The following is a 23,009-nucleotide window of genomic DNA, read 5'->3' on the forward strand; positions in this document are numbered from 1 at the left end:
TTGTTACTAATGAATGTAAAAGAATTTTCGATTCATGTGTTTCACTGTTCAGTTATCAAGGTTCCTGTCAGTTTTTGACAGCTTTGATATTTTATCATATCTCTTTTGGCTTGTCAAGAACTTTTTTAAGTTTTTTCAAACTCTTTTTTGTTGTCAGCCTTTTTGAAGGGCTTCCAGCAATTGGATGTTGTCGTTTTGCGACAGCCATATTAGATTATCATATCTTTTCTGACTTGTCAACAACTTTTTTAACTTTTTTCATAATATTTGGAAGTTTCTGTTCCATATTACGAAAACTCGTTACCAATTGTTTCCATATCGCATTTAACAGCAACTCTGATATGTTATCACATATTTCATTGTCTGTCAACAACTTTTTTAACTTCTTTTTCACTGTTAAAAAGGAAAAAGAAAACGGAGAAGGAGGGATTTGAACCCTCGCACGGCGCAAACCGTCTACACCCTTAGCAGGGGCGCCTCTTCAGCCACTTGAGTACTTCTCCAACGCCTGAATAATTACTTTTATTCAATTGTGCTCAATTACGTGAGCAAAAATTATTATAACCAATGAAATGACATTTGTCAATCACTTTTCCTCATTTTTTTCAATAACTTTTTCAATTCTTCTTTTTACTTCTGCAGCAAGCTCCACGGATTTCATATTTTTGTACTCTTCATAGCTGATTGGCTCTAAAAAATGCACCTGTACGGTCACTTTTTCTATGGATTTCACATCAAATGGTTTATAGGCATCTATCAGCGCTACAGGGACAACCGGACACTTTGCCTTCATGGCACTTTTAAAGCTCCCGCCCTTAAACTCATGTACATGGTTTGGATCCTTTGTCCTGGTACCCTCTGCAAATATGAGATAATTTCTGCCCTCTTTCACCTCTTTTGTCACCTGGATGATAACTTTCATAGCCTGCTTTACGTCATCCCTGTCGATGGCATATGCCTTCATACAGGCAAATACCTGTTTTAAAAATGGGATATTCTGAATTTCTTTCTTCATCACAACAGAAAAAGGCCTTGGGCATGCTGCCATAATAGACAACACATCAAACAATCCCTGATGATTTGGGAAAAACATAAATCCATTTTCCTCAGGAATATTCTCCTGTCCATGAACGTCGATCGTAACCCTTCCGCCCTTGATCGCACGGCTGTCTATAAAACGCAGTACCTTATAACGCTCTTCCTCTGTATATTTATCTACATGACTGGCATAGTAGCAAAGTTTGAACCACATATAGGGCACCAGAAGGATATTATATGCGACCATTAACATTATTCTTTTCATAATATGAATTCCTCTCACATATTAGAGTGTGTTTGAAAACACATTCCGAAAATCTGCACGCCCACTTCGCGGTATATTGAGCAGAGCTCAATAAGCATAAACTGTGACGCACATCTTGCCGAAAGCAATTTTCAAACACACTCTGGAGTTACTGCTTCCCTTTCTAAAATAAGACTAAACCAAACACAGTAACACAACAGCCGGCCATATATACATGGCCAGCTGTCTATTTCCTGCCTGCTGCTCCACCTTTTTCCCAAGGGAACTTTCACCGATGGGTACGCAGATCTGCTGGATCGTTACTGTTATTTTTCCATCTCTTTTTTCAGGTCTTCCTCAAAATTCGGGTTTTTCCTTATAAACTTCTTGTAATCTTTCTCGTAGGTCTTATACTCTTCTGTCTTCATGAACTTTGCAAACTCTTCACTGGATATCTTGCTCATTTCATCTGTAACATCTTTTGCAGGCACCACATGATATTTTTTATCTTTTTCCTTCACAAAATACATGGACATAGAAGGGATCTCCAGAGCTTCCGACTTTTTGTCATCTTTATCCTTCTTCACCAGATTGTAAATAGCATAAACCAGGTCATAGCCATTAAAATTCCCCAGGGATTCACACTTGGTGAAGTTTACCTCTGATGCACCATAGGCCTTAAACTGTTTCATATTATATTTTATTTCCTGCGTGATCTCATCCACACATTTTTTGTCAGGGTCCTGGCCGAGGCATTTCTTTGCTGCCTCGGTATCCCCTTTCTGATATGCATTTACAATAGATTTTGTAACACTCTCCGGTGATTTTGTGCTTACCTTAACGCCGCATCCGCTCAAAGAAAATATAAGCATTATCACCAGAGCGCAACATAGAAGCCCTTTTAATCTACGCATTTTACTCTCCTTGGTTCTCTTCTGTCTGGGAATCTGCCTCTGCGGATTCCACAACTTCACTTTCTTCTTTTTCTCTAACCTTAGCAATGCTGGCCACCGTCACTCCCTCGTTCAGGTCCATAAGCTTCACTCCGGATGTTATTCTTCCCAGAATAGAAATTGTGCTGCACTCCAGACGGATGACAATTCCCTCTGTGGTAATCAGAAGGATATCATTTTCCTCATTAACTGCTTTTACTCCGATCACATTTCCTGTCTTCTCGGTGATCTTATAGCATTTTACACCTTTACCGCCTCTGTTCTGACAGGTAAATTCTCCTACAGAGGTTCTCTTGCCCATACCATGTTCAGATACGATCAGCAGATAATCTCCCTGGCAGTTGAGCTGCATACCAATGACCTCATCCTCCTCAAGAAGATTAATACCGCGTACACCCATGGACACACGCCCGGTACTCCTTACATCTGTCTCGTGGAAACGGATACACTGGCCGAATTTTGTAATAAGGATGATATCTTTCTTATTATCAGTAAATTTCACTTCAATCAGCTCATCGTCCTCTCTCAGGGCAATAGCTGCAAGGCCTGTCTTACGCACATTGCTGTAATCTTCAATAGGCGTTTTCTTCACAAGGCCGTTTTTCGTTGCCATAAACAGATAATTTCCCGGTTTGAACTCATTGATAGGGATCACCGCAGAAATTTTTTCATCGGGCTGCAGGGAAAGCAGATTGATGATGGCAGTTCCCCTTGCTGTTCTGCTGGCCTCCGGGATCTCATAAGCCTTCATACGGTAAACCCGTCCCATATTTGTAAAGAACATAAGGAAATGATGGGTGGTTGTCATCAAAAGTTCTTCAATGTAGTCATCGTCAATGGTACTCATACCCTTGATTCCCTTGCCGCCCCTATTCTGGCTGCGGAAATTATCAACGGTCATACGCTTGATGTAGCCTAATTTTGTCATGGCGATCACCGTATTCTCCTTTGGGATCAGATCTTCCATGGAAATATCAAACTCATCATACCCTATAGAGGTTCTTCTGTCATCTCCATATTTCTCGGATATCCCCAGGATTTCCTCACGGATAACACGCAGCAGAAGGTTTCTGTCCGCAAGGATAGCCTTTAACTCCCTGATTTTTTTCATCAGTTCATTATACTCACCCTGAAGGCGGTCTCTCTCCAAACCGGTCAGCGCACGCAGCCTCATATCTACAATAGCCTGCGCCTGGGCATCAGAGAAGCCAAATGCCTCCATAAGGGAATCCTTTGCCTCCTGTGTGGTCTTAGAGGCACGGATGATACGGATCACCTCATCAATATGTTCCAGGGCTTTTAACAGACCCTCCAAGATATGTGCACGTTCCTGCGCTTTGTTCAGGTCATACTGTGTCCTTCTGGTCACAACCTCTTCCTGATGGCGCAGATAATACCTGAGCATATCCAGAAGGTTCATAACCTTAGGCTCATTATTCACCAGGGCCAGCATGATAACACCGAATGTGTCCTGAAGCTGAGTATGCTTGTAGAGCTGGTTCAGGATAACATTGGCATTGGCATCCCTTCTCAGCTCAATACAGATACGCATACCTTCCCTGTTGGAATGGTCATTGATCGCTGTAATTCCGTCTATTTTCTTGTCCCTTACAAGTTCTGCCATCTTCTCTATCAGACGGGCTTTATTGACCATATAAGGCAGCTCTGTGACAATGATCTGGCTCTTGCCGTTGGGAAGTGTCTCTATATCTGTAATTGCCCGCACTTTGACCTTTCCGCGTCCTGTGCGGTAAGCCTCCTCAACCCCTCTTGTGCCCAGGATCATGGCTCCGGTTGGGAAATCAGGTCCTTTTATTATAGACAGGATCTCCTCCAGCTCGGTTTCCCTGTCCTCCTCAATGATGTTGTCTATGATCCTTACTACAGCAGAGATAACCTCCCTCAGGTTATGGGGTGGTATATTGGTTGCCATACCTACTGCGATACCTGATGTACCGTTTACCAGAAGGTTGGGATATCTGGACGGCAGAACAAGAGGTTCTTTCTCTGTCTCATCAAAGTTTGGAGCAAAATCAACTGTATTTTTATTAATATCCGCCAGCATTTCCATGGAGATCTTGCTCAGACGCGCCTCTGTATATCGCATGGCAGCGGCTCCGTCACCATCCACAGAACCAAAGTTTCCATGACCATCCACCAGAGGATATCTGGTTGACCAGTCCTGTGCCATGTTGACTAAAGCTCCGTAGATCGAGCTGTCACCGTGGGGATGGTATTTACCCATAGTATCACCCACGATACGGGCACATTTCCTGTGGGGTTTGTCCGGACCGTTGTTCAATTCTATCATGGAGTACAAAATTCTTCTCTGTACCGGCTTCATACCGTCCCTGACATCGGGCAGTGCCCTGGATGCAATAACACTCATGGCATACTCAATGTAGGACTCCTCCATTTTTTTCTGTAAGTCCACTTCCTGGACTTTATCAAAAATATTATCTTCCATTTAGCTTCTCCTTAACTCCGCTTCCGTCGTCCGTTAACTCAATCTGCGTTACTATTCACAGCCCTGCAAAAAACGCAGTTCTGTAAACAGTAACACGCTTCGCGATGCACAGATATGGAGCATTCTGCCCCATATCGCGCTGGCTGCCTCGGGATTTTCATGCGCAAGCGCATAAAAACACCTCGCGGGATAGCAGCCGTGAATAGTAACCGATCTGCTGCTTTACTGTTTAAACATCGAGATTTTTAACATACTTTGCGTTTTCTTCTATGAATTCACGTCTTGGTTCCACCTTATCTCCCATAAGGGTGGTGAATGTCAGATCAATTTCAGATGATGCCTCCTCGTCCATGGTGACTCTCAAAAGGATCCTGCGTTCCGGGTCCATAGTCGTCTCCCAAAGCTGTTCCGCATCCATCTCTCCCAGACCTTTGTAACGCTGGATCCTGTTGTTGCCGTCACGTCCGATCTCACCCAGAATCTCATCCTGTTCCTTCTCAGAATAGGCATAAAAAACCTTCTTGTTCTTCTCGATCTTAAACAGCGGCGGCTTCGCCAGGTATACATGGCCCTGTTTGATCAGCTCAGGCATGAACCGGTACAAAAATGTCAGCAAAAGAGTTGCGATATGGGCACCGTCCACATCGGCATCGGTCATGATGATGATTTTGTCATAGCGGAGCTTGCTGATATCAAAATCCTCGTGAATTCCGGTTCCAAAAGCTGTGATCATGGCTTTGATCTCGGCATTCGCGTATATTTTGTCAAGTCTTGCCTTCTCCACATTGAGGATCTTACCTCTCAGCGGAAGGATCGCCTGTGTTGCACGGCTTCTTGCGGTCTTCGCGGAGCCGCCGGCGGAATCTCCCTCTACGATGTAGATCTCACATTTTGAGGGGTCTTTGTCCATACAGTCTGCCAGTTTTCCCGGAAGTGACATTCCTTCCAGCGCAGACTTTCTCCTTGTCAGTTCTCTGGCCTTTCTGGCTGCATCCCTGGCACGCTGGGAAAGTACGGATTTTTCTATGATCGTTTTGGCAACAGAAGGGTTCTGCTCCAGATAGATCTCAAGCTGGCTGCTCACAACATTGTCAACAGCCCCCCTGGCCTCACTGTTTCCAAGTTTCTGTTTTGTCTGTCCCTCAAACTGTGGGTCCTCAATCTTAACACTGATAATAGCAGTCAGACCTTCACGGATATCCTCACCGGAAAGATTTGACTCACTTTCTTTTAAGATCTTATTTTTTCTGGCATATTCGTTAAAGGTTTTGGTAAGGGCATTTCTAAATCCCACAATATGCGTGCCGCCCTCCGGCGTCGTGATATTATTTACAAAACCATAGGTATTTTCTGTATAGGAATCATTGTGCTGCATGGCTACTTCCACAACCACACCGTCTTTTGTTCCATCAAAGTATAGAATATCTTCATAAAGTGATGAGTTACTTCTGTTCAGATACTGCACAAACTCCTTAATACCGCCTTCATAGTGGAAAATGACTTCCTTTTGCTCCTCATCCCGCTTATCCACGGCAACGATCTTCAGGCCTTTTGTCAAAAACGCCATTTCACGGAATCTGTGTTTGAGGGTACTGAAATCAAATACCGTCTCCTCAAAGATTTCGGAATCAGGAAGGAAGGTGACCATGGTTCCCGTCTTATCCGGGTCACAGTCCCCGATCACTTTCAGCTTATAAATGGTTTTTCCCCGCTCATAGCGCTGACGGTATACTTTTCCCTCGTGATAAATGGTTACCTCCAGCCATGTGGAAAGGGCATTTACAACAGATGCACCAACACCGTGAAGACCGCCGGAGACCTTATATCCCCCGCCGCCGAACTTACCCCCGGCATGCAGGATCGTAAAAACAACTTCCACAGCCGGTATTCCGGCTTTGTGGTTGATCCCCACGGGAATACCGCGGCCATTGTCCGTAACAGTAATGGAATTGTCTTCGTTTATAAATACTTCTATGGTGTCGCAGTAGCCGGCCAGGGCCTCATCCACCGCATTATCTACAATCTCATATACCAGGTGGTGCAGACCTCTGGCGGAGGTGCTGCCGATATACATACCGGGCCTTTTCCTAACAGCCTCCAGTCCCTCAAGTATCTGAATCTGATCTGCTCCATACTCTGTTTTAAATTCTGTGCTCATGCATTTCCTCCTGTTTACCGGCAATGCTCACCGGTTTTCCGCTGGTCGTCTCAGGGGGCAACTGTCCCCTCCACCACTTTAAACAATTTATTGATTTCAAATCTTTTGTTAACAAAATCATCCAAACCTGTACAAGTTATCATAGTCTGCACATCCCGGATACTGTCCAGCAGATAATTCTGCCTGTTGGCATCCAGTTCCGACAAAACATCATCCAGAAGAAGGATTGGAACATCCTTTATCTTTTTCTCCACCAGATAGATTTCCGATAACTTCAGGGATAGGGCGGCTGTGCGCTGCTGTCCCTGTGAACCAAACTTACGAATATCAATCTCATTTATTCTAACACATAAATCATCCCTGTGGGGGCCGGATGATGTATTCCTGAATTTGAAATCCTTTTCCCGGTTCCTTCCCAACTGTTCATAGAACTCCTCGCTCCTGACATTCGGTTCGTAAACCAGTTCGATCTTTTCTTTTCCGCCTGTTATGCTGCTATGTATCTCTCCGATTATATCATTTATATCACGGATAAATTCATGACGGCTTTCAATGATGGATCTTCCGTAACGTACCAATTGTTCATCCCACACATCCAGAGTGGCAGCCAGGCCGCTGCTGGATCCAATATCCTTTAACAGCTTGTTCCTCTGGTTCAGGACATGGTTGTAACTGGATAGATCAGATAAATACACTTTATTAAGTTGACATAACTCGGAATCAATAAATCTTCTCCTCTCACCGGGACCGTTTTTAATAATATTCAGATCCTCCGGCGAGAAAAATACAATGTTGACAATTCCGAACAGCTCACTGGCCCTTCGGATGGGAATACCGTCAATGGCTATGCCCTTGGCTTTATTTTTTTTCAGATGCATATCAATCTTGTGGGATATGCCGTCCTTATTTACAAACATCCTGATATGGGATTCATCCTGATCAAACCGGATCATCTCCCTGTCCTTACTGCCTCTGTGTGATTTTGTGGTGCCGCACAGATATACAGCCTCCAAAATGTTGGTCTTTCCCTGTGCATTATCCCCGTAGAGAATATTTGTCCCCTTGTCAAACTGCAGGGATAAAAGATTGTAATTCCTGTAATTCTTCAGTTCTATAGACTCAATATACATGTAAACACCTGTTGTTGGGATTCGCTGAAAACTTCACGTGACAGAAACGGAAATAGTAAAATTATTTTACTATTTTAATCTCCTGACCGTCGTAAGCCACCAGATCCCCATCGTAAAGTTTGCGTCCTCGTCTGGTATCGGTCTCACCATTGACTTTTACAAGACCGTCCTGTATCACATATTTGGCTTCCACCCCGTCCTCCACAAGATTTGCGGCTTTCAGGGCCTGGCCCAACTTAATAAACTCATCTTTTAATTTTATGATTTCCATTTTTTCTCTCCTAACGGCTTTCAAACCCGTTTTTATCTGCTGACAGCATTAAAATTAACAGGAAGGATCAGATAGATATACTGTTCTTCCTCATCCCGGATAAAGCAGGGCGCTTTGGGATTCATCAGGTAAATACAGACTTCCTCATCATCAATTACCTTCAGTGCATCAATCAAAAATTTCGGATTGAAACCAATGAGAATATCTTTTCCCTCTTTTTCAATATCAATGTCCTCTTTCATGGAACCGATCTGAGAATCAATGCGCAGTTCCATGGATCCATCCTCAATATGAATGATAATGGGTTTTTTATCTCCCTCTTTTACAAGAAGGGTTGCTCTGTCAATACAGTCTAAAAATTCACGTTTATTGATCTTGACTTTTGTTTCGTAGTCACTGGACAACATCTGGTCAATCTTAAAGTAATCGCCCTCGATGAGACGGGATACTACCTTGGTATTATCAAATTCAAACAAGATATGGTTTTCCGCAAGATAGATTTCTACCATATCTTCCATTTCACCGGATAAAATCTTACTAATCTCATTCAGTGTCTTACCGGGAACAACCACCTTCTTGTCTGCGCACTCTTCTTTCAGAGCAATTTTTCTGATAGAAATACGGTGTCCGTCAAGGGAAACCACACGCAGCATATTGTTTTCAATCTGAAAAAGTTCACCTGTCATCAGTTTATTGTTCTCGTTTGCTGCTATGGAAAAGATAGTCTGACGGATAATTTCTTTTAAAGTAAACTGTGAAATCCGTACACAGTCATTTTTTTCAATGAACGGAAGATAAGAAAAGTCTTCACCTGATTTTCCCGGAATATTGAATTTTGCTTTTTCGCAAGTGATCAGAGTGTTTAATTTCTCATCTGTTGTTATGGTAACATCATTATCCGGAAGCTTTCTTACGATTTCAGAAAAGATCTTGGCATCCAGAGCGATAATACCTTTTTCTTCTATAGTACCGTCAACAATAGTTTCGATTCCCAGTTCCATGTCGTTGGATGTAAATTTGATCTCATTGGCTGATGCATCAATAAGAATACATTCCAGGATGGGCATTGTTGTTTTACCCGGTACGGCTTTCATGACAATATTTACACTTTTTAATAATTCTGATTTAGGACAAATTAATTTCATGATGTGTATAACTTCCTTTCTGTGCAAAAGTGGCTTTATCTATAAAATAATGTTAAGGAATCCGCAGTCGTAGCCTTAGGGGATGTGAATTTGTGAATAACCCTCGAAACCCGCATAATTTGCGGCTTTCATAGTATGGATAACTTTGTGGGTTAAAGCTGAAGTTAAAGTGAATAAGCTGTTGATAGAATCACCGGTAAAAAACGGGGTTCACGTTATCAACACTTATCCACATGTAAGTCACTTTATATTCACCTAAGGTTGTGGATAATCAGATACTGCAGGAAAATGTGTGTGTATAGCTTGAGGATCACTTGGCAGGATTGATTTTTTTCTTCAATATATCAATGATCTCTCTTGTGTCGTCGTTCTCCTCAACTTCCCGCTCTATTTTATTAATGCCGCTCATGATGGTCGTATGGTCTCGTCCGCCCAGGCTGTCACCGATGATTTTCAGGGTGGTCTCTGTCATCTGGCGGCACAGGTACATGACAATCTGTCTAGGATATGCAATTTTGGAACTCCTCTTGTTTCCGGTCAGGTCAGAGGGAGTGAGATCAAAGTGTTCTGCTACTATATTAATAATGAGTTCCGGTGTTATGGTCCTTTTCTGGTTTGGCGATATGATATCTTTCAATACTTTTTCCGCCAGAGCCAGGTTGATCTCCCGGTTCTCCAGATTTGCATATGCCATGATCTTATTCAGGGAACCCTCCAGCTCACGGATATTTGACTTTACGTTCTGCGCAATATATTCAATGACCTGATCATCAATCTGATAGCCGTCCAGTTCCTCTTTTTTTCTAAGGATCGCCATTCGAGTTTCAAAATCAGGTGAGGAGATGTCCACGATCAATCCCCATTCAAATCGGGAACGGAGCCGGTCCTCCAGGATTTCCATATCTTTGGGAGGCTTATCCGAGGATATGATAATCTGTTTTTTCGCTCCGTGGAGAGCATTGAAGGTGTGGAAAAATTCTTCCTGGGTGGATTCCTTTCCTATAATAAACTGTATATCGTCGATCAAAAGTACATCTATATTCCGGTATTTCTCACGAAACTTGGACATAGTTGTATTATTGCCGTTACGGATTGATTCAATCAGTTCATTGGTAAAATATTCACTGGTCACATACAGTACCTTGGACTGCGGTCTTTTCTGAAGCACAAAATGTGCGATGGAATGCATAAGATGGGTTTTCCCCAGACCAACTCCTCCATATATAAAGAGAGGATTATACACCTCGCCGGGAGATTCCGCTACTGCAACGGAAGCTGCGTGTGCCAGTTTGTTATTGCTTCCGACTACAAATGTGTCAAAGGTATACTTAGGGTTTAAGTTGGCTTTTTCAATACTTTCATTCACGGCAGCGGATGATACGGGGGTATCCGCCGTTTCTGGCGGCACGTCATCCGGTAAGATCAAAGCAATTTCATAGTCTTCTCCCGCAGTTTCGGCAATTGCCACTTTTAATGGAAGAAGATATTTGTTGGCAATATAATTAATGCCAATCTGGCCTGTGGGGACTATGATGGTAACGGTATCCCCTTCCACTTTGTGGACTGTCAGGGATTTCAGCCAGGTATTAAAAGAGACATCAGATAACTGATGCTCCGTTTTTATCATATTTAATATGTCTGTCCATTTTTCCTGTATTAAATGCATTTTGAATTCTCCCGTTTGTTTTCGCATTTCCTTTCCAAATTTGTGGAATATGGAGAGGAATTGATGATCATGTTGAAAAAGACGTTCTTTTTTCCCTTGTTTCAAAGCACACAACAATAGAAAGTACGCGCCTGCGGACTTTCTATTGCAAAAAAACGTATTATTATCTATATATTATAATAAAATAGAATTTTTAGCAATGAAAAAATAATTCTAAACAGAAATCCACAAGGTTATGTTAATAATGTGGATAATACTGTGTGGAAAATGAGGATTACAAAGTTAAAAACATTGTGGAAAAAGGAAGATGTGAGAAATGTGTATAACTCCATTTACATCTTCCACATGGCGAAAACCGTGATAAATTAAGGTTTTTTTGTCGAAAAGGGCAAAAAAGTGTGGGGAAAACGGAAAAGTTATCCACAAGTTATCCACAATTTGTGGATAACATTACGTAAACTAGAATCGTGTGAATAACTGTGGGGATAATCATTTTAGGGCCAGCGTCCCGGGAACTCTTTCCACAGAGCAGAAAACCGGAATGTGGAAAACAGGTGAATACACGGATTTCGGCTTATTTTCGTGATAAATATATTTAAATAAAAAAATAAAATATATCTTGACGAATCAGGGGTTTCCGAATATAATTGAAATGATGTTTTCTATCATGCATAATCATAGGAATACTATCTGAATAATAGATAGATATTTGGTTTAAAGGAGGTGCCTGGAATATGAAAATGACATTTCAGCCAAAAAAGAGAAGCAGAGCTAAAGTTCATGGCTTCAGAGCGAGAATGAGCACTAAGGCCGGAAGAAAAGTTTTAGCTGCAAGAAGATTAAAAGGAAGAAAAAGATTATCAGCTTAAGACCGCAGATATGTGGTCTTTTCTTCTCTTTTTGTAATTATTCAGCTGCCTGGATAATTACGGGTATTCGCCCATTGAGATCGCTGCGCGATGGGGCCCATACCGTATGCCGTAACTCTTATGTACGGTCAGCGCAGAGAATGCGCGGACCTGATTGAATAGTTACCTCTTCTTTCATTAAAGGATGGTTTATGAAATATTCGGAATCGTTAAAGAAAAACAGAGATTTTCAGCTGGTTTATAAAAAGGGAACATCATTTGCAAATCGATATTTAGTTATGTATGTATTAAAGAACCAGTTGGACAAGAACAGAATTGGTATATCCGTAAGTAAAAAGGTAGGAAACAGTGTCGTAAGACATCATTTGACCAGGCTTCTCAGAGAGAGCTACCGATTGAACGAAGAAAAATTCAAGTGCGGATATGATATTGTTGTAGTAGTCAGGGTAAATGGAAAGGATCAGGGATTCCATTCCATGGAGAGTGCGCTTTTGCATTTAGGTAAGTTAACAAAGACCATAAGAAGTGAAGAGAATGAAAACAATATTGATTAAGATGATTCGGCTTTATCAGAAATATTTATCCCCGTTAAAGAGAACCCGTTGTCCCTATATACCCACGTGTTCTCAGTATGGATTAGAAGCAATTGAGAAATATGGTGCAGTAAAAGGTAGTTTATTGGCTTGCTGGAGAATTTTAAGATGTAATCCATTTTCAAAAGGCGGATACGATCCGGTACCATAAGTATTGTTTTATCTTGTTAGGAGATAATTATGCACCGCCGTTTTGTTATAAAGGCGGTATGCTTGAGAGATGAAGGTGACAAACCGGCTATAAGGAGGAAAATATTTTGGTTGCGTTGCTAACAAAGAGTACAATGCCGATTGTAAAATGGGTGGCTGAGGTAATGGGCTGGCTGATGAACGGCATTTACAGTATCGGGGTCACAAATCTTGGCCTCTGTATTATTTTATTTACCATTATCATTTATATGTTCATGACGCCGCTGCAGATCAAGCAGCAGAAGTTCTCTAAGATGAATGCCGTCATGTCCCCGGAATTACAGAAGATCAGTAAGAAATATAAAGGCAAAAAAGACCAGAACTCACAGATGAAGATGCAGGAAGAGACTATGGCCGTATATGAAAAGTACGGAGTATCTCCCACCGGAAGCTGTCTGCAGATGGTTATTCAGATGCCAATCTTCTTCGCATTATACCAGGTTATCATCAAGATGCCCGGTTATATCGGAGGAATCAAACACATGTTTGATGCAGCAGTTGTAAAAATTACAAGTGTTGACGGATATGTGGGAATTATCAGCGATTTTATTAAAGATCATGGAATCAGAAGTTACAGCTGGCCAACCAACGGCAAGGGTATCAATGATAACCATGTAATCGACTTTTTATACAGCCTGTCACCCTCCCAGTGGTCAGAATTGGGTGATGTGGACAAGTTCAGCGGTTTTGCCCAGACATTAAGCGAAACTGCCAATAAGATTCATCCCATGCAGAATTTCCTGGGTCTGAATATTGCGGATACACCGCTTTCCCTGATCAAGACAGGATGGAGTGAGCATACTTATCTTCTGATCGTTGCGGCGATCATGATCCCCGTATTATCCTGGCTGACTCAGATGCTGAACTTAAAGTTAATGCCAACAGCAGCAACAGATGACACAAACAGCCAGATGAATGCCACTATGAAGGGTATGAACACCTTCATGCCTCTGTTCTCTGCCTTTATCTGTTTCTCATTCCCTGTAGGTATCGGTATCTACTGGATTGCCGGTTCTGTGATCCGTTGTGTTCAGCAGCTTGTCATCAACAGACATCTGGACAATATGAATATGGACGATTTTATCAAAAAGAACCAGGAGAAGATGGCTAAAAAGCGTGCAAAAGCAGGTCTTCCGCCGCAGAAGATCACTCAGCAGGCCAAGATGAATGTAAAAAACATCGAGGAGCCAAAGAAAACCACTGCTGAGGATAGAAATGCTGCAGTTCAGAAATCTACAGAATACTATAAGAATGTACAGAACGCAAAACCGGGAAGCCTGGCTTCAAAGGCAAATATGGTTGCTCAATTTGATCAGAAAAACAAATCTAAGAAGAAGTAGCGGTAAGGGGGAAGAAGTATGGAATTCAAAGAATTTTCTGCAAAAACTGTAGACGAAGCGATCACAAAAGCTTGTCTGGATTTTGAGACTTCCAGTGAAAATCTGGAGATTCAGGTTTTATTTGAAGGCAGTTCAGGATTTTTAGGATTCGGAGCCAAACCGGCCAGGATCAATGTACGCAGAAAAGAAGTATCCTTACCAGAAGAACCAGTAATTGAAGAGGCTGTTCCGGTAAAAGAAGAGAGAAAAGAAGTAAGAAAAGAGTTTAAGAACGAGCCGAAAAGAGAGCCTAAGAGGGAACCGAAAAAGGAAGTAAGAAGAACAGAGGCTCCCAAAGAGGATGTAAAACCGCAGCACGAAGAGCGGAAGGTCGTTGAGAGAACAGAAGAAGAGATCGCAGCCGTAAAAGCTGATGCGGAGAAGTTCTTAAATGGCGTGTTCAAGGCCATGGAGCTTGAAGTTGAGATCAAGATGGAGTATAAGAGTGCGGAAGGCAACCTGGAAATTGAATTTTTAGGTGAGGATATGGGCATTCTTATCGGCAAGAGAGGACAGACATTAGATTCTCTGCAGTATCTCACAAGCCTTGTTGTGAACAAGGGAAGACAGGGATATATCCGTGTGAAGCTGGATACGGAGGATTACAGAAACAGGAGAAAAGAGACTCTGGAAAATCTGGCAAAGAGCATTGCCTACAAAGTCAGAAAGACCAGAAAACCTGTATCTCTGGAGCCTATGAATCCCTATGAGAGAAGGATCATCCATTCTGCATTGCAGGGCAACCGTTACGTGGAGACTTACAGTGAGGGAAATGAACCTTACCGCCATGTGGTTGTAAAGCTGAAAAAATAATATATACAATGAATTATGATTATTCTAGGTGAAAGCGTGAATAATGGAGAATTTTTTTCTCTGCGCTTTTGCCTGGAATATTTTTTTGACTATAAGTTTACGTTACCTGTGTTAAAGTTGAGTTAGAATCAGAGGAGTTGAGAAAAATGGCTGATACCATCGCAGCAATTGCCACAGCTATGACCGCGTCGGGAATTGGGATCATCCGCATGAGCGGTCCCGAAAGCCGTAAGATCGTACAGAAGGTTTACCGTTCTAAAGGGGGCAGAAAACAGATCGAGAAGGAGCCGTCCCACACCATCCATTACGGATTTATCTATGATGGGGAGGAGGAGATTGACGAGGTGCTGGTCATGCTCATGGACGGTCCAAAAAGTTATACAGGCGAAGATACAGTAGAAATAGACTGTCATGGCGGCGTTCTGGCTATGAAAAGGGTGTTGGAGACTGTGATCAAATACGGTGCCCGTCCGGCAGAGCCGGGAGAATATACTAAAAGGGCATTCTTAAACGGAAGAATTGACTTGTCCCAGGCAGAGGCGGTAATTGATGTCATCAATGCCAAAAATGAGTATGCGCTGAAAAGTTCCCTGAACCAGCTGAAGGGTTCTGTACAGAAGGTGATCAGAGAGATCAGAGAGCGTATCATTTATCAGATCGCTTATATAGAGTCTGCTTTGGATGACCCGGAGCATATCAGTATAGACGGGTATGGGGAAGCCCTGGAAAAAGAGGTGTCGGTACAGAAATCCAGGATTGAAAGGCTGCTGGAAACTGCCGGAGAAGGAAAAATGATGAAGGAAGGGATCAAGACCGTTATTGTGGGCAAGCCCAATGCGGGGAAATCTTCCCTTATGAACCTTCTGGTGGGAGAAGAGAGGGCCATTGTAACGGATATTGCGGGAACCACCAGAGATATTCTGGAGGAGACCATTGTACTGCACGGGATTTCCCTCCGCATGATAGATACTGCGGGGATCAGGGATACAGAAGACCGGGTGGAGCAGATTGGTGTGGGGAGAGCAAAAGAATATGCAAAAGATGCGGATCTGATCCTTTACGTGGTGGATTCTTCTATACCGCTGGATGAGAATGATGAGGAGATCATTTCTATGCTGGAGGATAAAAAGGCTGTGATCCTTCTGAATAAGACGGACTTAGAGACCGTAGTCACAGAGGAAAGTCTCAGAATGCGGATGAACCATCCGGTGATACCGGTCTCCGCCAAGGAGGAGCAAGGGATTGATGTGCTGGAGAAGCAGATCAAGGATATGTTCTTTGAGGGGGAGCTGTCCTTTAACGATGAGGTGTATATCACAAATATCCGTCACAAGACGGCTTTGGAGGACGCAAAGAAAAGTCTTGAACTGGTGGAAAACAGTATTGCTATGCAGATGCCTGAGGATTTCTTTTCTATTGACCTTATGAATGCTTATGAGAGTCTGGGCAGTATTATAGGGGAGTCTGTTGGAGAAGACCTGGTGAATGAAATATTTTCAAAGTTCTGCACAGGAAAATAGAAATCCGGCGGTGTTATCCACAAAAACAGAGGAAAACAGAAGAAAATGTGGATAACGGGTTAAATACAAAAGGTTCATGTGAATAGATTTTGAGAAAGAGTAACTGTTCAGTTCAGTAAATGCACAGACCTTCTGAATAGTTACGGGAAAGGAAGCCATTAGAATGAATAATCTGGTTGAGAATTATGATGTAGCCATAGTTGGCGCCGGTCATGCCGGCTGTGAGGCAGCGCTGGCCTGTGCAAGGCTTGGTCTGGATACCATTATGTTTACCGTTAGTGTGGACAGCATTGCGCTGATGCCCTGCAACCCAAACATAGGCGGAAGTTCCAAAGGCCATCTGGTGAGAGAGATTGATGCCCTTGGCGGTGAGATGGGAAAAAATATTGACAAAACCTTTATCCAGTCAAAGATGCTCAATGTATCCAAGGGACCGGCTGTCCACTCCCTGCGTGCCCAGGCGGATAAGCAGGAGTACACCAGGCGTATGCGAAGGGTATTGGAAAATACGGAACATCTGACCGTAAAGCAGGCTGAGGTAACGGAAATCCTTGCTGATGAACATAAGATCAAAGGCGTAAAAACTTATTCAGGTGCCACTTATCTGACAAAGGCAGTGGTGCTCTGTACAGGAACTTATCTGAAAGCCAGATGCATTTACGGTGATGTGAGCAGCTATACAGGGCCAAACGGTCTTCAGGCTGCCAATTACCTGACAGATTCCCTGAAAAAGCTGGGAGTTGAGATGTATCGGTTTAAGACAGGGACACCCGCCAGAATTGATAAGAGAAGCATTGATTTTTCAAAAATGGAGGAGCAGTTTGGGGATGAGAGAGTGGTTCCCTTTTCTTTCTCCACAGATCCTGAGGATGTGCAGATCGAACAGGCGTCCTGCTGGCTTACTTACACCAATGAAAAGACACATGAGATCATTAAAAACAACCTGGACCGTTCGCCTCTGTATTCTGGTATGATCGAGGGCACAGGACCCAGGTATTGTCCTTCTATTGAGGATAAGGTGGTAAAGTTTGCGGACAAGAACAGGCACCAGGTATTTCTGGAACCGGAAGGACTTTATACCAATGAGATGTACGTGGGCGGAATGTCCAGTTCCCTGCCCGAGGATGTGCAGCATGAAATGTATCGCTCGGTACCGGGACTGGAACAGGCGAAGATTGTGAGAAATGCCTATGCCATTGAGTACGACTGTATCAACGCAAGGCAGCTTTATCCAACCCTGGAGTTCAAGGAGATAAAAGGGCTTTTCTCAGGCGGGCAGTTCAACGGCAGTTCCGGCTATGAGGAGGCAGCAGCCCAGGGGCTTGTGGCCGGGATCAATGCAGCTATGGAAGTGCTGGGCCGGGATATGCTGATCCTGGACCGCTCTGAATCCTATATAGGGGTTCTCATTGATGATCTGGTGACAAAGGAAAACCATGAGCCGTACAGGATGATGACAAGCCGTGCCGAGTACAGGCTGCTTTTAAGGCAGGATAATGCAGACCTGCGCCTCAGGGAAAAAGGATATAAGGTGGGATTGGTGAGCGAAAAGGAGTATGAATATGTACTCTGGAAGAAACAGAAGATAGAGGAGGAATCTGCTCGTGTGGAAAATACCTTCGTGGGTGCATCCAAAGAAGTGCAGGAGCTTCTGGAATCTTACGGCAGTACGCTGTTGAAAAATGGTTCTTCTCTGGCAGAGCTGATCCGCCGTCCGGAGCTTTCCTACGGGATCCTTGCTCCTCTGGATAAAAAAAGGCCGCAGCTTCCCCAGGATGTGGCGGAGCAGGTAAATATCAATATTAAGTACGACGGATATATCCGCAGGCAGTTAAAGCAGGTGGAGCAGTTTAAAAAATTGGAGACAAAACGTCTTCCTGAGGATTTGGATTATGACGGGGTAAACGGGCTGAGGATCGAGGCAAAACAGAAGTTAAAGGAATACCGTCCGGTTTCGGTTGGGCAGGCATCCAGGATCGCCGGCGTATCCCCTGCAGATATATCGGTACTTCTTGTATATATGGAATCTTACAGGAGAGGCGGAGTGCATAAGGAGGCGGATGTATGAGTGAAGTGACAAATCAGGTACAGGAGACGTATTGTCTGGACATTTTGGAGGACGGCTTACAGGAATTTGGCCTTACGCTTACAGATGGGCAGAAGCAGCAGTTTGTGCGCTATTATGAGATGTTGGTGGAATGGAATAAAGTCATGAACCTGACAGGAATCACGGAATTTGGGGAGGTTTTGAACAAACATTTTGTGGACAGCCTTTCCATTGTAAAAGCGCTGGATATGGAGAATATAAGATCCTGCATAGATGTGGGAACAGGGGCGGGATTTCCCGGGATCCCCCTCAAGATCATGTTTCCCCATCTTCAGGTAACACTTCTGGATTCCCTGAACAAACGTCTTAAATTCCTGGATGCTGTCATAGGTGAACTGGGACTTGAAGGCATACACACGGTTCATGGACGTGCGGAGGATGGAGCAAGAAGGCAGGAGCACAGGGAGCAGTATGATCTGAGTGTGACCAGGGCAGTTGCCAGGTTATGTACCATCAGTGAGTATTGTATGCCTTATGTGAAGCAGGGCGGCTTCTTTGTGGCTTATAAGTCAGGCAAGGTGCAAGAGGAACTTTTGGAAGGGAAAAAGGCGGTTTTCGTGCTTGGGGGAAAGGTGGAGAAGACAGAAGAATTTCTCCTTCCGGGTACGGATATGGAGCGTTCCCTTGTGGTGATTCAGAAGGCAAAGCCTACACCGAAAAGATATCCGCGGAAAGCGGGTACCCCGGCGAAGGAGCCTATTTTGTGAGGTGAGCAGAATGGAATTAAAAGAAAGCCTGAAAAAGAGAGTAGAACTGTTTAAGAAAGAATATCCTGTTGCGGACAAGGTGAAAAACAGGATCACAGAGCCTTCCATGCCTTTCTTTGGGGAGGAGATCCTGGAGAAGGCCGTGACTGCCATTTTGGAGGGGGAAAATGTGCTTCTCTGCGGTGATAAGGCCACAGGAAAAAATGTACTGGCTGAAAACCTGGCATGGATCTTCGGCAGGCCGCTCTATAATGTTTCCTTTCATGTGAATACGGACAGCAGCACTTTGATCGGTACGGATACCTTTGTGGGCAATGAGGTAAAGCTGAGAAAAGGTCCTATTTACCAGTGTGCCAGGTATGGAGGTTTTGGGATACTGGATGAAATCAATATGGCAAAAAATGATGCGGTGTCAGTCCTTCACGCAACGCTGGATTACAGGAGGGTGATCGACGTGCCGGGATATGACAAGATTGACCTTGACCCGGCCACACGTTTTATAGCCACCATGAATTATGGGTATGCAGGGACAAAGGAACTGAACGAGGCCTTGGTTTCCAGGTTTATGGTGATCAATATGCCCTCTATGACGGAGGACAGGCTCATGGGAATATTGAGAAGCGCATTTCCTGATCTAAAGGACGCCGCACTTGAACAGTTTACCGGGCTTTTCCTGGATCTGCAGCTCAAGGCGAAAAATGGAGAGATTTCAACAAAAGCGGTGGATATGCGGGGTTTGATTGGGGCACTGAAGCTGATAAAGGGCGGCCTTAACCCGGTTGATGCCATTGATATGGGAATCACGGATAAATGTTTTGACGCATTTGAGAGAGAACTGATCGCTGATATTGTCATGACCCGCATACCTGAGGAGTGGACCCGCAGCGATGTATTTTAGCGTTACTATTCACGGCTGCTATCCCGCGAGGTGTTTTTATGCGCTTGCGCATGAAAATCCCGAGGCAGCCAGCGCGATATGGGGCAGAATGCTCCATATCTGTGCATCGCAAAGCGTGTTACTGTTTACAGAACTGCGTTTTTTGCAGGGCTGTGAATAGTAACATTTTAGCCTGGCCGAAGCGTTTCGGCTGCTTCATCAAAGGAGATGTACTTTATGGAAAATGAAGAGAGATGGGAAGCAGAGGCAAACCGTCTGGATATCCGGAACAGGATCAGGAACCTGATGTGGACGGTCAGCCAGGACTATGAGCTGGACATTGAGGTAGACCAGGAGGCCTGGCAGAAATCAAAATACATTGCCTTTTATGATGCTGTACGGGATGGTGGATTTGCCCGGTATTTCAATGTGGAGGAGTATGAGGCTTACATAACAAAAAGAGTGTATGCGGGATGGGAGCCTTCTGTACTCCTGGCGTTGGGAAGGCTGTGCATAGACTGTGCTGTTTATAAGAAGCTGGAAAAAGAGCGGCGCGGTGTGGCCTCCATACGGAGAAGAGCCATGAGGGATACGCTGGAAAAGGACGGCATGAGGCTTACACATACGGATTGGGGCCATGTGGAGGCTTGTTATCTGCGGTTTATGCTGGATGGGACAGAGGCGGATGAGAGGAATCAGGGATTGATCGGCCTTATAGGTACGCTGGAAGATGCGGAGCGTACTTCACAGATCACGGACTGCCTCAGCGCGGTATATGAAAGGGCATACGCAAAGGGGTTTACGAAAAAGTTTAAAGGGCTCAGCCAGGAGCTTATGGATTCCGGCGAAGAGAATAAAGAGTATACGGATAAAGAATATCTGGATGAGGAATCTGAGGAGAGTCAGGATGAGCATAAGGTAAATCTTTTTACGGATGAGCTGATGGAGGAGGAAGATTTGGTGAGCCGGCACAAGGCAAATGTGATCGTGCTGGATGAGGAATCGTCCTCCCGGATGGAAGAGTATGTGGAACGTAATTATGGAAAGAGTTATCTTACCGTACAGGAACAGAAGCATCAGAACAGCCAGATATGCAGAGGAAATCATGAGGACAGCCGGCTGCATTTTACAGACGGTCTTCTGCACGGGAATCTGCAGGAGAGCGCGAAGGCGGAATATGTAAAAAAGGTCAGGGATGAAAACCTCAAAGTGCTGAATCTAAACCAAATGGTGACCAGACAGAATGTACAAATGTTGGCAAATACACTGAAACGGGCGCTTCTGACCAGAAATGAAAAGGAAGTGGTGTCCAGTGAGTATGGAAATATTTGTGCGCAAAAGCTTTGGAATCTGGGGCGCACAGACAACAGAAGGCTGTTTGAGCGGGAAATCATACGGGATAACACGGATTTTGTGGTGGAGGTATTAATTGATGCCAGCGGCTCCCAGCAGGGCAGACAGGCTCTTGTGGCGCTTCAGGGGTATATTATCAGTGAGGCACTGAGTATAGTCAGGATTCCCCAGAGGGTTATGGGGTTTTGTACATTTGGGGATTTCACCATCATGCAGCGGTTCAGGGATTATGAGGATGACAGGGCTGCAAATGAGAGGATCTTTGAGTTTTACGGGTCTGCCAATAACCGGGACGGGCTGGCTGTGCGGGCGGCAGCAGATAGTCTGGAAAAACGTAAGGAAGAGAATAAGATATTGATCGTGCTCAGTGACGGACGTCCCAATGATGTGATCGCGGGAAGTCTGCGGGATAGGAAGAAAGAGGCTTATTGCACGGAGTTTGCCGTGAGGGATACCGCTACGGAGGTCCGGAAACTGAGGAATAAGAGGGTTGCGGTGCTTGGAGTTTTTGCGGGGGAGGAAGAGGATCTGCAGGCGGAGAAGAAGATATTTGGGAAGGATTTTGCTTATATACGGGATATTAGTAATTTTGCTAATGTGGTGGGGAGGTATCTGAAAAGGCAGCTGCTGGATGTGTAAAAGGGTAGCGGGTCTGAAGGAAGACCGTACGGAGCTGGGAGGAGAGGGCTGTCGGTGAGTGAAGCGTTCCGCTGCCAGGGAGCTAACCTGCTCCCAGTCACTAAATTCATCGGCAGTGGCCTCTTCATTAAGTGTCTGGGGCAGGTGGATCTCCCTGGCGCTCCTCTGTACATCACTCACCGACAGCCCTCTCCTCCCGGCTCCGCCGGCCTTCCTTCAGCCCCTGGGGGTTGTGGCTGCGGGAGGTTGTGTGGTGGTGCTGCGGGTAGGTGGATGCGGGTATGGGGAGAGGGATTGCGGCGGTAGGTTGTATGGTGCTGCGGGTATGGGGAATGTGTTAGTAGGTGGTTAGGGGGTGGGTTTTTAGGAAGGCTTGGGTGGTGGTGATGTTTTCGGTTAGGACGGCGTGGTAGACGTCCATGCTGGTGTATTTATCGTAGTGGTAGAGACCTTTGGTTAGGAGGTCTTTTTTTATTGTTGTGATTGCGGTTTTTAGGGTGGGATTTTGGTGGCAGCGGGTGGTTATGGTGTCGCAGTAGGCCTCGGCTTTGGTGATGGTTTCCCGGTCGAAGAACCAGAGGTCAAAGTTCCAGAGTTCGTCCATGAGGATGGCGTGAAAGCCGTGGAACCAGACGGTTTTGCCTTCGTCGTTGACTTCTTCACGGGCCTCGTACCAGGTGGGGCGGAAGGTTTTTAGGATATAGTTTGTAAGTGTGTGGAGTTTTTCCAGGGTCATGGAATTGTTTAGGATGTCGATGTCCAGGTCGTTGTAGACCATCATGTCCATGCGGTAGCTGCCGATTGGGTGGGGTTCACCGTAGGTTTTCAGCTCTTCGTAGAGTCCGGTTTTGTAGAGGATTTTGTCGGCTTTTTCTTTTATTGTCATGTTTG

At 44.4% G+C, this 23,009-nt stretch carries 22 protein-coding genes and 1 tRNA gene; 13 read left to right on the forward strand and 10 right to left on the reverse strand.

What is annotated here, in order from left to right; genetic code table 11:
• Window positions 1–434: hypothetical protein (locus CI595_RS26445; protein WP_205728118.1), on the forward strand; the 434-nt coding region annotated here is incomplete at its 5' end.
• Here the strand turns inward: CI595_RS26445 and CI595_RS14470 are convergent.
• Both CI595_RS14470 and CI595_RS14475 read right to left on the reverse strand, forming a co-directional pair.
• Window positions 416–503, reverse strand: a tRNA-Ser gene (locus CI595_RS14470). The genes CI595_RS26445 and CI595_RS14470 overlap by 19 nt on opposite strands.
• Window positions 504–586: 83 nt before the next feature.
• Window positions 587–1,303, reverse strand: coding sequence for a lysophospholipid acyltransferase family protein (locus CI595_RS14475; RefSeq protein ID WP_095174355.1), 717 nt, complete (start codon window positions 1,301–1,303; stop codon window positions 587–589).
• A gap of 96 nt (window positions 1,304–1,399) precedes the next feature.
• On the opposite strand from CI595_RS14475, the gene CI595_RS27360 reads away from it, so the two are divergent.
• The gene (locus tag CI595_RS27360; protein WP_408608203.1) at window positions 1,400–1,495 is read left to right on the forward strand and encodes a DUF6783 domain-containing protein; all 96 of its coding nucleotides are present in this window, start codon (window positions 1,400–1,402) and stop codon (window positions 1,493–1,495) included.
• A gap of 113 nt (window positions 1,496–1,608) precedes the next feature.
• Here the strand turns inward: CI595_RS27360 and CI595_RS14480 are convergent, their stop codons facing one another.
• The 7 genes from CI595_RS14480 to dnaA form a co-directional block, all read right to left on the reverse strand.
• A complete protein-coding gene (locus CI595_RS14480) occupies window positions 1,609–2,196 on the reverse strand; it encodes an LptM family lipoprotein (protein WP_095174356.1) in 588 nt (195 codons plus the stop codon).
• 1 nt (window position 2,197) lies between these two features.
• Entirely contained in the window at window positions 2,198–4,702 is a 2,505-nt protein-coding gene (gene gyrA, locus CI595_RS14485) for a DNA gyrase subunit A (RefSeq protein WP_095174357.1), read from the reverse strand.
• Window positions 4,703–4,931: 229 nt separating this feature from the next.
• Window positions 4,932–6,860, reverse strand: coding sequence for a DNA topoisomerase (ATP-hydrolyzing) subunit B (gene gyrB / locus CI595_RS14490; RefSeq protein WP_095174358.1), 1,929 nt, complete (start codon window positions 6,858–6,860; stop codon window positions 4,932–4,934).
• Window positions 6,861–6,910: 50 nt separating this feature from the next.
• Complete coding sequence (gene recF, locus CI595_RS14495) at window positions 6,911–7,990, reverse strand: DNA replication/repair protein RecF (RefSeq protein WP_095174359.1); 1,080 nt, start codon at window positions 7,988–7,990, stop codon at window positions 6,911–6,913.
• Window positions 7,991–8,051: 61 nt separating this feature from the next.
• Window positions 8,052–8,261: an RNA-binding S4 domain-containing protein gene (locus CI595_RS14500; protein WP_065543889.1), complete on the reverse strand. Its 210-nt coding sequence runs from the start codon at window positions 8,259–8,261 to the stop codon at window positions 8,052–8,054.
• A gap of 32 nt (window positions 8,262–8,293) precedes the next feature.
• Window positions 8,294–9,406: a DNA polymerase III subunit beta gene (dnaN, locus tag CI595_RS14505; RefSeq protein WP_095174360.1), complete on the reverse strand. Its 1,113-nt coding sequence runs from the start codon at window positions 9,404–9,406 to the stop codon at window positions 8,294–8,296.
• A 310-nt stretch (window positions 9,407–9,716) separates the two neighbouring features.
• Window positions 9,717–11,072 (reverse strand): chromosomal replication initiator protein DnaA, encoded by a 1,356-nt coding sequence (gene dnaA, locus CI595_RS14510; protein WP_065543891.1) that lies wholly within the window; start codon window positions 11,070–11,072, stop codon window positions 9,717–9,719.
• 734 nt (window positions 11,073–11,806) lie between these two features.
• Between dnaA and rpmH the strand changes: the two genes are divergently transcribed.
• From rpmH to CI595_RS26105, 11 genes are all read left to right on the forward strand, one after another.
• Entirely contained in the window at window positions 11,807–11,941 is a 135-nt protein-coding gene (gene rpmH / locus CI595_RS14515; protein WP_095174361.1) for a 50S ribosomal protein L34, read from the forward strand.
• Between the two features lie 191 nt (window positions 11,942–12,132).
• Entirely contained in the window at window positions 12,133–12,495 is a 363-nt protein-coding gene (rnpA, locus tag CI595_RS14520) for a ribonuclease P protein component (protein ID WP_095174362.1), read from the forward strand.
• On the forward strand, window positions 12,476–12,685 hold the full coding sequence (gene yidD / locus CI595_RS14525) for a membrane protein insertion efficiency factor YidD (RefSeq protein ID WP_095174363.1): 210 nt from the start codon (window positions 12,476–12,478) through the stop codon (window positions 12,683–12,685). The genes rnpA and yidD overlap by 20 nt, the downstream gene beginning before the upstream one ends.
• A 106-nt stretch (window positions 12,686–12,791) precedes the next feature.
• Window positions 12,792–14,063: a YidC/Oxa1 family membrane protein insertase gene (locus CI595_RS14530; protein WP_095174364.1), complete on the forward strand. Its 1,272-nt coding sequence runs from the start codon at window positions 12,792–12,794 to the stop codon at window positions 14,061–14,063.
• Window positions 14,064–14,081: 18 nt separating this feature from the next.
• Complete coding sequence (jag, locus tag CI595_RS14535) at window positions 14,082–14,915, forward strand: RNA-binding cell elongation regulator Jag/EloR (protein ID WP_095174365.1); 834 nt, start codon at window positions 14,082–14,084, stop codon at window positions 14,913–14,915.
• A 146-nt stretch (window positions 14,916–15,061) separates the two neighbouring features.
• Window positions 15,062–16,435, forward strand: a complete 1,374-nt coding sequence (gene mnmE / locus CI595_RS14540; protein WP_095174366.1) for a tRNA uridine-5-carboxymethylaminomethyl(34) synthesis GTPase MnmE — start codon at window positions 15,062–15,064, stop codon at window positions 16,433–16,435.
• Window positions 16,436–16,598: 163 nt separating this feature from the next.
• Complete coding sequence (gene mnmG / locus CI595_RS14545; protein WP_095174367.1) at window positions 16,599–18,503, forward strand: tRNA uridine-5-carboxymethylaminomethyl(34) synthesis enzyme MnmG; 1,905 nt, start codon at window positions 16,599–16,601, stop codon at window positions 18,501–18,503.
• Window positions 18,500–19,249, forward strand: a complete 750-nt coding sequence (gene rsmG / locus CI595_RS14550) for a 16S rRNA (guanine(527)-N(7))-methyltransferase RsmG (RefSeq protein WP_095174368.1) — start codon at window positions 18,500–18,502, stop codon at window positions 19,247–19,249. Before mnmG ends, rsmG begins: the two co-directional genes overlap by 4 nt.
• A 10-nt stretch (window positions 19,250–19,259) precedes the next feature.
• Complete coding sequence (locus CI595_RS14555) at window positions 19,260–20,147, forward strand: AAA family ATPase (protein WP_095174369.1); 888 nt, start codon at window positions 19,260–19,262, stop codon at window positions 20,145–20,147.
• 216 nt (window positions 20,148–20,363) lie between these two features.
• Entirely contained in the window at window positions 20,364–22,118 is a 1,755-nt protein-coding gene (locus CI595_RS14565; protein WP_095174371.1) for a cobaltochelatase CobT-related protein, read from the forward strand.
• 58 nt (window positions 22,119–22,176) lie between these two features.
• Window positions 22,177–22,470, forward strand: coding sequence for a hypothetical protein (locus CI595_RS26105; protein ID WP_147737726.1), 294 nt, complete (start codon window positions 22,177–22,179; stop codon window positions 22,468–22,470).
• Here CI595_RS26105 and CI595_RS14570 read toward each other — a convergent pair.
• On the reverse strand, window positions 22,456–23,004 hold the full coding sequence (locus tag CI595_RS14570; RefSeq protein WP_167388465.1) for a hypothetical protein: 549 nt from the start codon (window positions 23,002–23,004) through the stop codon (window positions 22,456–22,458). The genes CI595_RS26105 and CI595_RS14570 overlap by 15 nt on opposite strands.
• Window positions 23,005–23,009 lie beyond the last annotated feature (5 nt).

This window comes from Blautia hominis, assembly GCA_002270465.1.
Classification (GTDB): Bacteria; Bacillota; Clostridia; order Lachnospirales; family Lachnospiraceae; genus Blautia; species Blautia hominis.

Excerpts from the sequence above, each read along its gene's own strand:
- CI595_RS14475 (WP_095174355.1), bottom strand. The coding sequence starts at position 1,303 with ATGAAAAGAATAATGTTAATGGTCGCATATAATATCCTTCTGGTGCCC.
- recF (WP_095174359.1), bottom strand. The coding sequence starts at position 7,990 with ATGTATATTGAGTCTATAGAACTGAAGAATTACAGGAATTACAATCTT.
- dnaN (WP_095174360.1), bottom strand. The coding sequence starts at position 9,406 with ATGAAATTAATTTGTCCTAAATCAGAATTATTAAAAAGTGTAAATATT.
- rsmG (WP_095174368.1), top strand. The coding sequence starts at position 18,500 with ATGAGTGAAGTGACAAATCAGGTACAGGAGACGTATTGTCTGGACATT.
- dnaA (WP_065543891.1), bottom strand. The coding sequence starts at position 11,072 with ATGCATTTAATACAGGAAAAATGGACAGACATATTAAATATGATAAAA.
- mnmE (WP_095174366.1), top strand. The coding sequence starts at position 15,062 with ATGGCTGATACCATCGCAGCAATTGCCACAGCTATGACCGCGTCGGGA.
- gyrB (WP_095174358.1), bottom strand. The coding sequence starts at position 6,860 with ATGAGCACAGAATTTAAAACAGAGTATGGAGCAGATCAGATTCAGATA.
- mnmG (WP_095174367.1), top strand. The coding sequence starts at position 16,599 with ATGAATAATCTGGTTGAGAATTATGATGTAGCCATAGTTGGCGCCGGT.
- rnpA (WP_095174362.1), top strand. The coding sequence starts at position 12,133 with ATGAAATATTCGGAATCGTTAAAGAAAAACAGAGATTTTCAGCTGGTT.
- yidD (WP_095174363.1), top strand. The coding sequence starts at position 12,476 with ATGAAAACAATATTGATTAAGATGATTCGGCTTTATCAGAAATATTTA.
- gyrA (WP_095174357.1), bottom strand. The coding sequence starts at position 4,702 with ATGGAAGATAATATTTTTGATAAAGTCCAGGAAGTGGACTTACAGAAA.
- CI595_RS14500 (WP_065543889.1), bottom strand. The coding sequence starts at position 8,261 with ATGGAAATCATAAAATTAAAAGATGAGTTTATTAAGTTGGGCCAGGCC.
- CI595_RS14570 (WP_167388465.1), bottom strand. The coding sequence starts at position 23,004 with ATGACAATAAAAGAAAAAGCCGACAAAATCCTCTACAAAACCGGACTC.
- CI595_RS14480 (WP_095174356.1), bottom strand. The coding sequence starts at position 2,196 with ATGCGTAGATTAAAAGGGCTTCTATGTTGCGCTCTGGTGATAATGCTT.
- rpmH (WP_095174361.1), top strand. The coding sequence starts at position 11,807 with ATGAAAATGACATTTCAGCCAAAAAAGAGAAGCAGAGCTAAAGTTCAT.
- jag (WP_095174365.1), top strand. The coding sequence starts at position 14,082 with ATGGAATTCAAAGAATTTTCTGCAAAAACTGTAGACGAAGCGATCACA.
- CI595_RS14555 (WP_095174369.1), top strand. The coding sequence starts at position 19,260 with ATGGAATTAAAAGAAAGCCTGAAAAAGAGAGTAGAACTGTTTAAGAAA.
- CI595_RS14565 (WP_095174371.1), top strand. The coding sequence starts at position 20,364 with ATGGAAAATGAAGAGAGATGGGAAGCAGAGGCAAACCGTCTGGATATC.